At 65.2% G+C, this 13,665-nt stretch carries 12 protein-coding genes and 1 pseudogene; 10 read left to right on the top strand and 3 right to left on the bottom strand.

Annotated features, from left to right (window positions below):
• Nucleotide 1: 1 nt before the first annotated feature.
• Entirely contained in the window at nt 2–1,612 is a 1,611-nt protein-coding gene (locus QW868_RS07285) for an ABC transporter ATP-binding protein (RefSeq protein ID WP_316230242.1), read from the top strand.
• Nucleotides 1,613–1,861: 249 nt separating this feature from the next.
• A complete protein-coding gene (locus QW868_RS07280; RefSeq protein ID WP_315735157.1) occupies nt 1,862–2,050 on the top strand; it encodes a hypothetical protein in 189 nt (62 codons plus the stop codon).
• 55 nt (nt 2,051–2,105) lie between these two features.
• On the opposite strand, the gene rpsU is transcribed toward QW868_RS07280, so the two are convergent.
• Nucleotides 2,106–2,429: a 30S ribosomal protein S21 gene (rpsU, locus tag QW868_RS07275; protein ID WP_315773200.1), complete on the bottom strand. Its 324-nt coding sequence runs from the start codon at nt 2,427–2,429 to the stop codon at nt 2,106–2,108.
• Between the two features lie 456 nt (nt 2,430–2,885).
• Here rpsU and QW868_RS07270 point away from each other — a divergent pair, with 456 nt between their 5' ends.
• The 3 genes from QW868_RS07270 (at nt 2,886) to QW868_RS07260 (ending at nt 3,863) form a co-directional block, all read left to right on the top strand.
• On the top strand, nt 2,886–3,092 hold the full coding sequence (locus tag QW868_RS07270) for a cold-shock protein (protein ID WP_315735153.1): 207 nt from the start codon (nt 2,886–2,888) through the stop codon (nt 3,090–3,092).
• Nucleotides 3,093–3,219: 127 nt separating this feature from the next.
• The gene (locus tag QW868_RS07265; protein WP_316230241.1) at nt 3,220–3,456 is read left to right on the top strand and encodes a transcriptional regulator; all 237 of its coding nucleotides are present in this window, start codon (nt 3,220–3,222) and stop codon (nt 3,454–3,456) included.
• 62 nt (nt 3,457–3,518) lie between these two features.
• Nucleotides 3,519–3,863, top strand: coding sequence for a hypothetical protein (locus QW868_RS07260; RefSeq protein ID WP_316230240.1), 345 nt, complete (start codon nt 3,519–3,521; stop codon nt 3,861–3,863).
• A gap of 60 nt (nt 3,864–3,923) precedes the next feature.
• On the opposite strand, the gene QW868_RS07255 is transcribed toward QW868_RS07260, so the two are convergent.
• Together QW868_RS07255 and rpmB are read right to left on the bottom strand one after the other, a co-directional pair.
• Nucleotides 3,924–5,186: a DUF2235 domain-containing protein gene (locus QW868_RS07255; RefSeq protein WP_315773201.1), complete on the bottom strand. Its 1,263-nt coding sequence runs from the start codon at nt 5,184–5,186 to the stop codon at nt 3,924–3,926.
• 341 nt (nt 5,187–5,527) lie between these two features.
• A complete protein-coding gene (gene rpmB, locus QW868_RS07250) occupies nt 5,528–5,836 on the bottom strand; it encodes a 50S ribosomal protein L28 (protein WP_315735146.1) in 309 nt (102 codons plus the stop codon).
• A 640-nt stretch (nt 5,837–6,476) separates the two neighbouring features.
• Between rpmB and QW868_RS07245 the strand changes: the two genes are divergently transcribed.
• The 5 genes and pseudogenes from QW868_RS07245 (at nt 6,477) to QW868_RS07225 (ending at nt 13,328) form a co-directional block, all read left to right on the top strand.
• Nucleotides 6,477–7,256: a DUF3108 domain-containing protein gene (locus QW868_RS07245; RefSeq protein ID WP_315735736.1), complete on the top strand. Its 780-nt coding sequence runs from the start codon at nt 6,477–6,479 to the stop codon at nt 7,254–7,256.
• A 449-nt stretch (nt 7,257–7,705) separates the two neighbouring features.
• The gene (locus QW868_RS07240; RefSeq protein WP_316230239.1) at nt 7,706–11,215 is read left to right on the top strand and encodes a helicase-related protein; all 3,510 of its coding nucleotides are present in this window, start codon (nt 7,706–7,708) and stop codon (nt 11,213–11,215) included.
• 61 nt (nt 11,216–11,276) lie between these two features.
• A pseudogene (locus tag QW868_RS07235) lies at nt 11,277–11,543 on the top strand (RNA-binding S4 domain-containing protein); the annotation flags it as partial.
• A 114-nt stretch (nt 11,544–11,657) separates the two neighbouring features.
• Entirely contained in the window at nt 11,658–11,996 is a 339-nt protein-coding gene (gene fdxA / locus QW868_RS07230; RefSeq protein WP_315715248.1) for a ferredoxin FdxA, read from the top strand.
• Nucleotides 11,997–12,497: 501 nt separating this feature from the next.
• Complete coding sequence (locus tag QW868_RS07225) at nt 12,498–13,328, top strand: CarD family transcriptional regulator (protein ID WP_315715249.1); 831 nt, start codon at nt 12,498–12,500, stop codon at nt 13,326–13,328.
• The last annotated feature ends 337 nt before the right edge of the window (nt 13,329–13,665 follow it).

Below are 13,665 nucleotides of genomic sequence, written 5' to 3'. Positions count from 1 at the left end.
GATGGCCGATCCCGTCGTTGCCATCAGGAACCTCCGCATCTCGTTGCCGACGGGCGCAGAGCGCGCCCATGCGGTCGACGGCGTCTCGTTCGATCTCACCGCCGGCAAAATCGTCTGCGTGGTCGGCGAATCCGGCTCGGGCAAGTCGATGTGCGCGCATGCGCTGCTCGGCCTGCTGCCGGATACTGTCAGAGTCGAAAGCGGCGAGATCCGCTTCGAGGGACGCGACCTGCTTGCCGTCGATGCCGAAGGCTGGCGCGATCTGCGCGGCCGCCGCATCGCCATGGTGTTCCAGGAGCCGATGACCGCGCTCAATCCGCTGATGCGGATCGGCGAGCAACTGATGGAGGTGTTCGAGGCGCATGATCTGCTGAGCCCCCGGGAGCGCCGCGCCAAGGTGCTGGAGCTGGCGCGTGAGGTCGGGCTGCCAGATCCGGAGCGGATCATCCGCGCCTATCCTCATCAGCTCTCCGGCGGCCAGCGCCAGCGGGCGATGATCGCGATGGCACTCGCGCTCGAGCCGGCCGTGCTCGTCGCGGACGAGCCGACCACCGCGCTCGACGTCACGACCCAGGCGCAGATCCTCAAGCTGATCCGCAACCTGCAGGCCAGCCACGACATGGCGGTGATGTTCATTACCCATGATTTCGGCGTCGTCGCCGATATCGCCGACCAGGTCGTGGTGCTGCGCCATGGCAAGGTGGTGGAGGAGGGCACGGACGACGCCGTGCTCGGTCATCCGCAGCATGACTACACCAAGGCGCTGCTCGCGGCCGTGCCGTCGTTCGATCCGCCGCCACGGCAATCACGCGAGGATGCGCCTCGGGCGGTGGAGGTGATCGGCCTCGACAAGACATATGTGACGCTGACCGGCTGGTTCCGTCCGAAGCGCGAGACGCGCGCGGCGCATGCGGTCAATTTCGCAATCCACCAGGGCGAGACGCTCGGACTCGTCGGCGAGTCCGGCTCGGGGAAGTCATCCGTTGCGCGTCTGGTGATGCGGCTGATCGAGGCCGATCGCGGCACGGTGCGGATCGGCGATGTCGATCTCACGGCGCTGGACGGCCGCGCATTGCGCGCGCAGCGTCATCGCATCCAGATGATCTTCCAGGATCCGTTCGCCTCGCTCAACCCGCGCCGCAAGGTCGGCCGCATCATCGCCGACGGCATGGTCGCCCGCGGCACCGCGCTCGACGCAGCGCTGAAACGCGCGCAGGAACTGCTCGGCATGGTCGGGCTCGACGCCGGCGCCATCGGCCGCTACCCGCACGAATTCTCCGGCGGCCAGCGTCAGCGCATCGGCATTGCGCGCGCGCTCGCTCTCGATCCGGAGATCATCGTCGCGGATGAAGCGGTGTCGGCGCTCGACGTGTCCGTCCAGGCGCAGGTGCTGCGGCTGCTGGAAGATTTGAAGGCGCGCCTTGGTCTGTCGATGCTGTTCATCACGCATGACCTGCGGGTGGCCGCGCAGATCTGCGATCGGATCGCCGTCATGCAGAAGGGCGAGATCGTCGAGCTGAAGCCGACCGCGGCGCTGTTCGCCAATCCCGAACACGCCTATACGCGCGAGCTGCTCGCTGCCGTGCCCGGCCGCAGGCACGGGATGGCGTGATTGTGCGTAAGCCGTCGGCCGGTCGGAACGATGGAGCGCCGGGTCGGGTTCAATTCCTTGCAACATCTTCGGCGTATTTGGATTATAATAGCAAGGGCCCCGATGAGGCCGCAGGGTGGTCGTCCAAGCCGGTCCGCGCCAAGACAGCGGGCTCCGCCTACCCGAGGCCGTCATTGAACCGTGCCCATGCTATGCCAGTCTCGACAGGATGTCGCAGCGGCGTTCACCATTCCAACGAGGACTGTCATCATGTCGGAGCGCAAGCCAACGGCCGCCGTGCGCGAGGCTCACAAGGCCTTCAAGCCGGCCGAGCCGCCGAGGAGCGACTATGAAAAGGCTCAGACCGCGTTCGATCAGAACCGCGAGCGACTGAAGGCCGAGCGCCTGGCGCGCGAAGCGGCCGACAACGCCGGTAAACAACCGAAAAAGCTGGCGTGAACGCCAGCCTCTTTCCGTCGGGTCCGTCGTTTTCGGCGGACATGCCGTCGTTCGCTCAGCTGCGCGGCGTTGCAGAGGTGAGTGAATCCCGCGGCCGATCACGATCGGGGCGCGTCGAGGTCGTGGAGGGCAGCACGCCCGGCCGCGACGCAGGTACCTTCTTGACCGGCGCAGGCAGCAAGCCTTCGCGGATGGCCAGCTTGCGCGCGACTTTGCGTTGGCGCCTGATCGCATCGGATTTCTCGCGCGTCTTGCGTTCCGATGGCTTCTCGTAGGATCTGCGGCGCTTCATCTCGCGGAATACGCCTTCGCGCTGCATCTTCCGCTTCAGGATGCGCAACGCCTTCTCGACGTCGTTGTCACGAACAAGAACCTGCAAAAGTGTCCTCCTTGTCTTCATCTCTATCGATGAAATTAGGTTGGCGAAGCCGATCAGCGCTGCGGCGGGGGAGCGGCGCGCTCAGCAGAGCGGCGTCAATGAAACGTGTTGCTCACAATGTGATGAGCACAATACGTGCGAGACACGATGATCCCCTTCGTCGGAAGGCGGGAGCACGAGTGTCTCTCAGCCATCGATGGCCAGGCCGTTACCGATGGTCCAGTGAAGATAAGGGCAATTTGCTGATATTGCCAGCGTGAGCCGACTCACGGTTCCGGCTCTCGGCAAACTATATTTGCCCCGTGGCCTTGTATTCCCCCAGAAAATCTCTACCTTGAGGTAGTTCGATTAGCCGCTGTGCCTTTCTGAATGTGCCTGTGGGCTATTTCCAAAAGTCATCGCTCAGTTGAATGAGGATCGCGTGATGGTCGCGCGATTAATGATTTGGAGATAGACATGCAGGGTACCGTAAAGTGGTTCAACGGCCAGAAGGGCTTTGGTTTCATTCAGCCGGAGGATGGCGGGAACGACGTGTTCGTTCACATCAGCGCGGTTGAACGCGCTGGTCTCGCTGGCTTGGCTGAAGGCCAGAAAGTCAGTTTTGAGGTCAAGACGGACAAGATGCGCGGTAAAACCAGCGCAGAAAATCTCGCGCTGGTCTGATCGTACTGATCTGACGTCTTGGGCCATTTCACGGATGTACTGAAATGGCTGGTTTGCCCGCTCGATCCTGTATTGAGCGGGCTTTCTGCGTCTCGACGGTAACCCGCATCTCCGGAAGGATCAGTCGATGGCCACCAAGAAGATGTCAGAACGCTCCCCCGAAAGCATTGCGCGGTCAGAGCGCCAGCGCGTCGCCACCGAGGACGGGGCGAAGGCGCGCGCCGAATGGGATCAGCGCGCGACGGCGGTCCGCAAGAACATGGAGCGGCTACGCGTGTTGCGGCTCGCCAAGGAAGCGGAAGCTGCGCAAGCGGGTTCTGATGCGGCGCCTGCGCCGAAGCGGCGGAAGAAGGTCGCTCGCTAGGGCCGCTTCATCTCGCCTTCCGACGTCGGTTGCCCGGTGGAACTATCGGAACTTCAGATCCGTTGCTGGTGCTCGAACAGACGGGCGATCCATGCCTGATCATTACGCCTCAACCGCGTCCCGCGTACAGACCCGACCTTCGTACCGAGGAGGCTGACGTGGCCAAGTCGACAGCTACAGACGTTCGCATTGCAAAGGACGAGACGCAGCGTGGAGGCCAGACGATCGCATTTGCGCTTGCAATCGGCGCTACGCGGCAGGTCTGTCATCTCGAGACCTGCTTCGGCACACGCAATCAGGCGTTCGCTTATCTGCAGCGAAACCGCACGGCGTTCGAGCAGATGGCGCGCGAGCAGTTCGCCCGTGGCGAGGTGACCGACGGCGTCATCCATCTGCGCATGATCTGAGGCGATCCGCCACGCGCGAGCCTCCGAAGACGCTGCTCGACCCGCAACGCGCTGTTGCTGCTACTCCGCCTTCTGTTTGACCGGAAGCGGTACGCGCTCATAGGACGCGGGCAGATTGACGGGCCGGTAGTCCTGCGATTCCGCGATCCGCATCAGCACGCTCTCGTGGATGAACGCGCCCTCGGGAATGAAGCGCGGCTCGCAATTCGGAATGTAGAATCCGAAACGCGCCTTGCGCTCCGGCCACTCCTTGTACGTCGCGCTCTTCGGCAGCCATTCGAGCAGCCGCCAGGCCGGCCTCATCGAATCGTGCAGGGGGCCCTGGATGCTCGGCGCCACATAGGAGAACGGGCTGTTCTTGCGCTGCACGCCCCAGGCGAGCTGGTTCACCGTGCGCGGATTGACCGCCAGCCCCGCCTCAACCGCCTCGTCGATCATCCACAGCAGCGGATACTTCGAGACCGCCGACTGCGCCTCGGGATAACCGCCGCCGACGTCGCAATGTACGCCGGCGAACCACACCTGCTTGGCGTCCTGCGGTCCCGCATGCGCCTTGTTGAAGCGGTTCGGCGTGAAGGTCTGTGGCATGTTCCACGGCTTCAGCCGGAACATGCAGCGCCGTTCGTCGATCGCAGCGGCCTGCCGGAAAATCTTCACGCTCGGGTTCTCGATCGAGAAGGCGAGTTCCTCAAGGCTGGGGAGGGCGAGGAACCGGTCGGTGCGCGGCACGATGACGCTGGCCACCGTGTCCCACACGCCGACGAAATGGATCGTTGGCCAGCGTGTCGAGGTGATGCGCGCGAATTGCGCGGCCTGATCGTCGCGGCTCTCGGGAATCGGCCCTTCGTCCTCGGTGCTCTCGACCTCGGTGGTGATGCCGCGTCCGGCCTTCGGATTGTCGGAGGAGTACTTCTTGTAGGCGATCACGCCCGAGCCGGCGAGATTGATCTGATCGGGCGAGATCAGCCCGACCTTGTGGATCAGTCCGGCAAGCACGCGCACGGTGTAGGCGCCGCGTGAGAAGCCGAACAGGAAGATGCGGTCGCCTTGCTGGTAATGCGTGGCGAGGAAGCAGTAGGCCCTGATGATGTTGTCGTCGAGGCCGTACCCGGTGGCGAGCCCCAGCACCATGTTGAAATTGGCCCTGAAGCGATGCCAGCTGTCCGGCTGTGTCAGGGTGCCGACGCCGGGATCGTAGAACACGGCCTGGAGCGGCGTCGTCTTGTCGGTCTTGCGCAGGCAGCGATAGAGCTTGAGCACGTTCGAGATGTTTTCGCTGATCTCGTTGCCGGTGCCGTCGCAGCAGATGACAATATTCTTCATGACAAAGGAATGTCCGCGATAATGCTACCGCAACGAGTGTAGAGCATCGGGCTGGTGTTGGGGAGGTCGGTTCCTATGGCACTTCGTCTGGGTCGCTGTTGCGCGCCGCGCGACGGACATAGCGAAGTGATCGAATGGCGCCGCCGTACGAACGGATGGTCACTCGACGTGTCCGGTCGCCCCGCGCCGGCTGCCGTGTCCAGAGTTGTCGGCTGGTCACGGCATCCGCAAGCAAAACGGCCGGATCTCTCGATCCGGCCGTTTCGATATCTCGCTTCGCTCGAAGCCCCGCCTGTGACGCGTCCGGCTTCTGCATCAATCGTGGATTTCGGCTTGCTCTCTCAGCTCGCCTTGGCGACCGGGGCAGCGTCCGCCGCTTTCTTCTCGATGGCGCGCTTCAGCTCCAGCGCGCGCGGCGACAGCGCCGCAGCGTTAGCCTTGAGCAAATAGGCGTCGAGGCCGCCATTGTGGTCGACGCTCTTGAGCGCGTTGGTCGAGACGCGCAGGCGCACGTTGCGGCCGAGTACATCCGAGATGAAGGTCACGTTGCACAGGTTCGGCAGGAAGCGCCGCTTGGTCTTGATGTTGGAGTGGCTGACCTTGTGGCCAACCTGGGGGCCCTTGGCCGTCAGTTCACAGCGCCGCGACATGGCAGTAAATCCTCTCTCATCCCCGCACCCTTCGTCCGCCTGTGTCGGCGGGCCGCGGGGGTCCAAAACTCGTCCAGCTCGTCTCTGGGAGATGCGGTCCTATAGGGGGGATGCGGCTTTTCGTCAAGGTTTTGAGGGATGGGGCCGGTGGCCCCTTAGCCACGCGCCGAATCGCAGGGCTGCCTCGCTTCACGGCGGCGGTATTTGCGCCCGCGGCACGGCGTCCGGCCATAGGCGTCCGCATGGCCGTTTTTCTCCGAAAGACGTCGTACAATCAACATCATAGCCGATCGCCGGAGACCACATAAAGGGCGCATTCGGGCGTGATGAGTGGACGTTCGCGCGATGGCGCGTCAAACCGGCCTGTCGAGCCCGGCGGATTGCAGGGGCTCACGGGGAGTTGGGCCGCCCGATGCGGCTTCGCCGGAAGCGGAGCCGGACGTAAAGCGCTGGACAATCGGCCAGGATGTGACCGGTTCGCGTTGTTCAGGAGCGTTTTTGGCGTAAGTAACAGCAGTGGCGCGGCACAGGGGCCGGGGCCCGACAAGCGGATCGGCAGGACCATTTCGACGTGACCAACAGCACGGCCTTCTTCCGTTTCCGGCGCCTGGCGGTGGCCGGCTCCATCGCGGCGCTCCTGCTGCTGGCCCCCCACGGCGCCTGGGCACAGGCCCGGCTGGACGCCCAATATGAGGCTTCGCTGGCTGGCATCCCCGTCGGCAAGGGCACCTGGGCGGTCGAGATCGGGGATGATCAGTACGGCGCCGCAGCTCAGGGCGGCACCGCGGGCCTGCTCAAGAGCTTCTCCCAAGGATCGGGCACCGGGTCGGTGCAGGGGCGCGTCGTCAACGGCGCCCTGGTCGGGCAGAGCTACCAGGCCTCGACCACCACGGGAAAGAAGTCCGAGCAGATCCGCATCAATCTGCAGAACGGCACCGTGAAGGATTTCGCAATCGAGCCGACGCCGCCGGTCGATCCCGACCGCATTCCGGTAACGGATGCCCACAAGCGCGGCGTGCTCGATCCGATGACGGCCTCGCTGGTGCGGGTGCCGGGCAATGGCGAGCTGCTGTCGCCGGACTCGTGCCGCGGCGCTGCGCCCGTGTTCGACGGCCGCATGCGCTACGAGCTCAAGCTCGACTACAAGCGCATGGAGAACGTCAAGGCGGACAAAGGCTATCGTGGTCCGGCGCTGGTCTGCGCGGTCTACTTCACGCCGGTTGCGGGCTACATCCCGGACCGGCCGGTGATCAAATATCTCGCCCAGGCCCGCAACATGGAGATCTTCTTCGTGCCGCTCGCGGGCACGCGCATCCTGGTGCCGTTCCGGGTCGTGATTCCGACCTCTTTCGGCAAGGCGATGCTCGAGGCGACCTCCTTCATCACCCAGGCTTCGCCGCACGTCGCGAAAACGCAGTAGCGCGCGGCGGAATCCTCGTTGTCCGGCCGGCGCCGTCATTGCGAGGCCGTCCGGAAAGCCAGCATGTGTGATCCGGCGCGCGGCCTGAACGACGGCTCGCGTGAATCCGTTTGACTCTTCGCCGATTCTGATTCGACTCGGGTCTGCTCGAAAACAGCGCCAGTTCCCTCGCGAAAGCGTTGCTTGTCGAGACTGTGAAAACTTGATCTAGTGCTGCCTTGATCGCGCGGCGCGAGATGTTGCGGTGAACGAAGCCGGAAAGGCGCTGGAGTCAGCGATTCGGGCGTGATTCGTTCTCAAGGCGTTCCGAAGCTTAAGCTGCGTCCCTATATGCGTAGCAATGTGACACAGGTGTGAGGATCGCAGCCTCTCAGAACGACGATAATTCCAGCATCCATCGCGCCTGACCCGCGCGCCTGCAACGCCGGCCTCGAGACCCAATTTAACGAATGGCTTTTTCGTCTTCTTCGGCAGCCTCGCCTTTCGAGCGCGCGTCCGACCGTGCTCCCGGAAGCGGCGTCACCGCCGTGCTCGGCCCCACCAACACCGGCAAGACGCATCTGGCGATCGAGCGCATGCTCGCGCATTCCTCCGGCATCATCGGACTGCCGCTGCGGCTGCTCGCGCGCGAGGTCTACAACAAGATCGCCGATCGCGTCGGCAGCGAGGCCGTTGCGCTGATCACCGGCGAGGAGAAGATCAAGCCGAAGAACCCGCGCTACTGGGTGTCGACCGTCGAGGCGATGCCCAGGGATCTCGACGTGTCGTTCCTCGCCGTCGACGAGATCCAGATCGCCGCCGATCTCGAGCGCGGCCACGTCTTCACCGACCGCATCCTCAACCGGCGGGGCCGCGACGAGACGCTGCTGCTCGGGGCTGCGACGATGCGCCCCATCATCGAGCGGCTGCTGCCGGGCGTATCGACCGTGACGCGGCCGCGGCTGTCGCAGCTCGAATTCGCCGGCGACCGCAAGATCACGCGACAGCCGCGCCGGACTGCCATCGTGGCCTTCTCGGCCGACGAGGTCTACGCCATCGCCGAGCTGATCCGCCGTCAGCATGGCGGCGCCGCTGTGGTCCTGGGATCGCTGTCGCCGCGAACCCGCAACGCGCAGGTGGCGATGTTCCAGAACGGCGACGTCGACTATCTCGTCGCCACCGACGCGATCGGCATGGGGCTCAACCTCGATGTCGACCACGTCGCCTTCGCGTCCGACCGCAAGTATGACGGCTATCAGTTCCGCCGGCTCACGCCGTCGGAGTTTGCCCAGATCGCGGGCCGTGCCGGACGGGCGACGCGCAACGGCACGTTCGGCACCACCGGGCGTTGTGCGCCGTTCGAGCCCGAGCTGGTCAATGCGCTCCAGAACCACACCTTCGATACCGTGAAGGTGCTGCAATGGCGGAACTCCAGGCTTGATTTCGCGTCCTTGAGCGCGCTTCAGGTCTCATTGGCGATCGCGCCGGGGCATGAGGCGCTGACGCGCGCGCCGATCGCGGAGGATCTGCGCGTGCTCGATCATGCCGCGCGCGACGCCGAGGTGCGCGACATGGCGCATGGCGCGGCCGCGGTCGAGCGTCTCTGGGAAACCTGCCAGATCCCCGATTATCGCAGGCTGTCGCCGGCCGCCCATGCGGAGCTGGTGACCACCGTGTTTGGCTTCCTGATGCAGAAGGGGCGTATTCCGGACGCCTGGTACGCCGCACAGGTCGATCAGGCCGACCGCGTCGATGGCGACATCGACACGCTGTCGGGGCGGATTGCACAGATTCGTACCTGGACCTTCGTGGCCAACCGGCCAGACTGGCTGCGCGACCCTGATTATTGGCAGGGGATTACCCGCGAGCTCGAAAATAAATTGTCAGACGCCCTTCATGAACGGCTCACGGAGCGTTTCGTTGATCGTCGTACCAGTGTATTGATGCGGCGCCTGCGGGAGAACAGTGTTTTGAATACGGAAATCGGCAAGACCGGCGAAGTGATCGTTGAAGGGCACGCGATCGGCCGTCTGGATGGATTCACCTTCGCGCCCGACGCCGCCGAAGCCGGCTCGGAGGCCAAGGCCTTGCAGGCTGCTGCCCAGAAGGCGCTGGCCGGCGAGATCGAGGCGCGCGCCGAGAAGCTGTCCAGCGCGCCCGACGAGCACATCGTGCTCACCGCCGACGGCACGGTGCGCTGGACCGGCGACGCGGTCGCGAAGCTGGTCGCGGCCGACGACGCTCTGCATCCGCGCCTGCGCATCATCGCCGACGAGCGGCTGACGGGTGCTGCGCGCGACAAGGTGCAGGCGCGGCTCGATCTCTGGCTGAAGACGCATATCGAGAAGCTGCTCGGCCCGCTGTTCGAATTGTCCAAGGCCGAGGACATCACCGGTATCGGCCGCGGCATCGCGTTCCAACTGGTGGAGGCGCTCGGCGTCATCGAGCGCGCCAAGATCGCGGCCGAGATGAAGGATCTCGACCAGCCGTCGCGCGCCACGTTGCGCAAATATGGCGTGCGCTTCGGCGCCTATCACATCTACGTCCCGGCGCTGCTCAAGCCGGCGGCGCGCGCGCTCGCTGCGCTGCTGTGGGCCGAGAAGCAGGGCAATGTCGACATGTCCGCGCTGACCGGCGCGCAGCATCTGGCGAGCTCGGGCCGGACCTCGTTCCCGGTCGACAAGGCGCTGCCGCGCGATGCCTATCGCGTGCTCGGCTACAAGCAGGCGGGCGAGCGCGCGGTGCGCGTCGACATCCTGGAGCGGCTGGCCGACCTGATTCGTCCCGCCCTGGCCTGGCGCGACAATGCACCGGGCGAAAAGCCCGCCGGCGCCTTCGACGGCCGCGGCTTCGTAGTGACGCAGGCGATGACCTCGCTCACCGGTTCGGCCGGCGAGGACTTCGCCTCGATCCTGCGCGCGCTTGGCTATCGCATGGAGAAGCGTCCGCCCCTGCCGCCCAAGCCGGCTGAGAAGCCCGTCGAGGCTGCTGCTGCCGAGGCCGCTGCTGTGGAGACCGCCCCGGCTGAGCCGGCAGAAGCGCAGGCCGTGCCGGGCGAGGACCTCGCGCTTGTCGCCGGCGAGCCGGCCGACGAGCAGGTTCCCACCGTCGCGGAGGCCGCCGTCGCTCCGGTGACCGAGCAGGCCGTCGCCGTGCCCGCGGCGGTCGGCGAGGAACAGGCGGAAACCGCGTCGGTGTCGGCCCTGGCATCGCTGCCGACCGTCGATTTCGTCACGCCGGATGCGGCGGACGAGGCGTCCGTGGCCGAGACGGTTGCCGAAAGCGTCGTCGCCGAGGCGGAAGCCGCCGTTGCAGCAAGCATCGGCGATGCTTCGGCTGAAGCTGCCGGGACTGAAGCTGCTGCTGGATCTACCGCGACCGCGGCTTCTCCGGCCGAGGCCGCTGCTGCCGCCGAGCCCGTCCTGGTCGAGGTCTGGCGGCCGGGCGGGCGCTCGGAGGAGCGCAGGCCGCGCCACGACCATCATCATCGCGGCCGGCCCAACCGTCCGCAGCACGAGCGCGGGCAGGGTGCCGGCGGCGGGCAGGCGCCTGCCGGGACGGCTCCGGCCGAGGGCGGCGAGGCGCGCGAGCGCCATCACCGCGGCCAGGGCCGACGCGACCGGATGAAGGAGTTCGGCAAGGACTTCCGCAAGGGCCCGCCGGAGGCTGGTGCGGCTCCAGCCGAGGGCGCATCGGCGCCGGCGCGCGAGGAGCGCGGGCCGCGCCGCGACCATGACGCCAAGGGGCGCGACCAGAACCGCGATCGCAACAAGGGCGGCAAGTTCGGTGGTGAGGGACGCGGCGGCCGCGACTTCGGCAAGGGCGGTCGCGACAAGCGCGACAGCGGTCCGGCGCTGCGGCCCTACGCCTCGAGTGGCGGCGGAGGCCGGGATCGCGACCGTCCGGTCGATCCCAACTCGCCGTTCGCCAAGCTTGCCGCGCTCAAGGAGCAGCTCGCGGCGAACAACCGCAAGGATTGAGCGGCAAGATCGGTTGGCAAGATAGGTTGGAAGGACAACGCCGACGTCCGACACCCCGTCAGAGCGCCAGCGCCTCGACAAATGGCTGTGGCATGCGCGGCTGGTGAAGGCGCGCACCAGTGCCGCGGCGCTGGTGTCGTCGGGCCATGTCCGGATCAATGGCGTGCGCGAGACGTCGCCCGGCCACGGGGTGAAGACCGGTGACGTGCTGACCATCGCGCTCGACCGCAGCGTGCGCGTGCTCAAGGTGACCGGCTTTGCCGAGCGCCGCGGCGATGCCGCCTCCGTGCGCGGACTGTACGATGATCTGGATGGCGGACGATCCTGATGGATTGCGCCAGAGCAATATCCGGTTCAGTTCTTCGCCCCGCTTCACTTGCGGCACAACACGTCCTGCGCTAGTCCAAGCCAGCCGAATTGTCGATCCGTTCCGGAGCCTTGGATGACTTACGTCGTCACCGAAAACTGTATCAAGTGCAAATACACCGATTGCGTTGAGGTCTGCCCGGTAGACTGCTTCTACGAGGGTGACAACATGCTGGTCATTCATCCGGACGAATGCATCGATTGCGGCGTGTGCGAGCCGGAATGTCCGGCCGACGCGATCAAGCCGGATACCGAGCCGGGGCTGGAGAAGTGGCTGGGCGTGAACGCCGAATATGCCAAGTCCTGGCCCAACATCACCCAGAAGAAGGATCCGCCGGCCGACGCCAAGGAGCACGACGGCGAGGATGGAAAGTTCCAGAAATATTTTTCGTCGAAGCCCGGCGCCGGAGACTGACGGTCGTCTCGCTACCTGCGCGTTCACCAGCGCGCCCCGGCCTGCGGGGCGCCGTCGCGCCGATCGAAATCGTTACGCGGAAACAATGGCCTAGAACACCTCTTGCGGCGAGCGGGACGCGCTGCACGAGTTGTTCTATTCCGGCACGCTTCACTTAACCCTAACTTCGTGGATCCGTCACAATACCGCCCCTGCGGCCTCTAAATCATTGATTTTTGCGGCAAATGTGCTATATATAGCACATTCTCAGAGCCGAACCCGGCCATGCGTAACCTTTTTGGCCGCCCTTTTAGGTTCCCGCAACATCAAACAGGGGCGTGGCAGTTCCGCGCGCAGGCTGTGTCACAGAAAACGCGTAAAAAGAGTGCTTCCAAGAGTACAAAAAAAGCCGCCGCGGCCAGCCGCAGCGTTTCCAAGGGCCGTGCCCGGGCTCCTGTAAAGGAGATTCGGGCTGCCGCGAAGGCCTCGGCTGCCAAGTCCACTAAGAACAAAAGAAGCGCAATGCCTGAAAAGACTGCCAAGACTGCCGCGAAAGCATCCGCCGCGAAGACCACTCTTGCAAAGGACTCTGTTGCCAAGGCTGCGCCTGCCAAGGCCGCCGCTGCGCCCAAGGCTGCCACCAAGACCGCCGTTCCTGCCGCTGCTGCCCCTGTTGCCAAGCCCGCTGTCGCCGCCAAGCCGGCTGCTCCTGCCGCGGCCGCGCCGCGCGTCGAGGAAAAGAAGCTGCCGACCCAGCGCCAGGGTTTCAAGACCAACGAATTCGTCGTCTATCCGGCTCACGGCGTCGGCCAGATCCTGGCCATCGAGGAGCAGGAGATCGCGGGCGCCAAGCTCGAGCTGTTCGTCATCAACTTCATCAAGGACAAGATGACGCTGCGCGTGCCGACCGCCAAGGTCGCCAATGTCGGCATGCGCAAGCTGTCCGACCCGGCGCTGGTGAAGAAGGCGCTGGAGACCCTGAAGGGCCGTGCCCGCGTCAAGCGCACCATGTGGTCGCGTCGCGCCCAGGAATACGAAGCGAAGATCAATTCGGGCGACATCGTCGCGATCGCCGAGGTCGTGCGCGATCTCTACCGTTCGGAGTCGCAGCCGGAGCAGTCCTACAGCGAACGCCAGCTCTACGAAGCGGCGCTCGACCGTCTGTCGCGCGAGATCGCCGTCGTGCAGCACTCGACCGAGACCGAGGCCGTCAAGGAGATCGAGACGCAGCTCGCCAAGAGCCCGCGCCGCGGTGCCAAGACCGAAGCCGATGCGGTCGCCGAAGGTGATGCCGACGCCGAGGGCGATGATATCGACGGCGACGACACCGCCGTGGCCGACGAGGCCGCCTGATCGACCGTTAGCGCGTTTTCCAATTAGTTGCTTACGAAAGCCCGGCCGAAAGGTCGGGCTTTTTGTTTGGGATGCACGTCGACGGCACCGCTTCATGGCCATGGTGTAGACGTGCTCGCCGTTCGCGAGTTGGCGATGGACTGCGTGCGAAGGTGGGGCGCTGGTCGCACTTGCTCCGCTGTCGTCCCGGCGAACGCCGGGACACATAATCCCGGGCGCCTGCAAGGACGCGCGCTGGAGCTCCAGCGCTCAAGCCATTTGCACTTGTGGTTATGGATCCCGGGTCGGCGCCCGGCAACGCTGTCGCGTTGCCGGTCTTGCCCGGGACGACAGTTGT

Origin of the sequence: Bradyrhizobium sp. SZCCHNR1051 (assembly GCF_032489615.1) — a bacterium.
Taxonomy (GTDB): domain Bacteria; phylum Pseudomonadota; class Alphaproteobacteria; order Rhizobiales; family Xanthobacteraceae; genus Bradyrhizobium.
Note: the sequence above shows the minus strand (reverse complement) of the source record. Positions and strands in the feature narration are given on the sequence as shown.

Excerpts from the sequence above, each read along its gene's own strand:
- rpmB (WP_315735146.1), bottom strand. The coding sequence starts at position 5,836 with ATGTCGCGGCGCTGTGAACTGACGGCCAAGGGCCCCCAGGTTGGCCAC.
- QW868_RS07280 (WP_315735157.1), top strand. The coding sequence starts at position 1,862 with ATGTCGGAGCGCAAGCCAACGGCCGCCGTGCGCGAGGCTCACAAGGCC.
- QW868_RS07270 (WP_315735153.1), top strand. The coding sequence starts at position 2,886 with ATGCAGGGTACCGTAAAGTGGTTCAACGGCCAGAAGGGCTTTGGTTTC.
- QW868_RS07255 (WP_315773201.1), bottom strand. The coding sequence starts at position 5,186 with ATGAAGAATATTGTCATCTGCTGCGACGGCACCGGCAACGAGATCAGC.
- fdxA (WP_315715248.1), top strand. The coding sequence starts at position 11,658 with ATGACTTACGTCGTCACCGAAAACTGTATCAAGTGCAAATACACCGAT.
- QW868_RS07240 (WP_316230239.1), top strand. The coding sequence starts at position 7,706 with ATGGCTTTTTCGTCTTCTTCGGCAGCCTCGCCTTTCGAGCGCGCGTCC.
- QW868_RS07285 (WP_316230242.1), top strand. The coding sequence starts at position 2 with ATGGCCGATCCCGTCGTTGCCATCAGGAACCTCCGCATCTCGTTGCCG.
- QW868_RS07225 (WP_315715249.1), top strand. The coding sequence starts at position 12,498 with ATGCCTGAAAAGACTGCCAAGACTGCCGCGAAAGCATCCGCCGCGAAG.
- QW868_RS07265 (WP_316230241.1), top strand. The coding sequence starts at position 3,220 with ATGGCCACCAAGAAGATGTCAGAACGCTCCCCCGAAAGCATTGCGCGG.